General features: G+C 74.0%; 1 protein-coding gene. It reads right to left on the reverse strand.

The features are described 5' to 3' along the window. Positions 1-208, reverse strand: a 208-nt coding sequence (locus AC5Y5B_RS25270) for a PPE family protein, SVP subgroup (protein ID WP_500007407.1), incomplete at both ends; no start/stop codon positions are given.

Consider the following 208-nt stretch of genomic DNA (forward strand, 5'->3'; position numbering starts at 1 on the left):
ATCCGGCCGAGGGTGGGCGGGTCAGCACGCTGTAGCGGAACCCGTATTTGTTGACGTAGCCGGCGGCCGCGCCGCGGCGGCCGACCGAGCCGACGGGCATGCCGCGTAGCAGGCCGTTGGCCGGTGACCCTGCCCCACCGTTCGCCGTGGCCTGAAGGGGGGTGGCCTCCTCGGACAGCGCCGCCGGGGTGACCGACGACGTCAGCGT

It is taken from the genome of Mycobacterium sp. NGS33 (assembly GCF_059812885.1).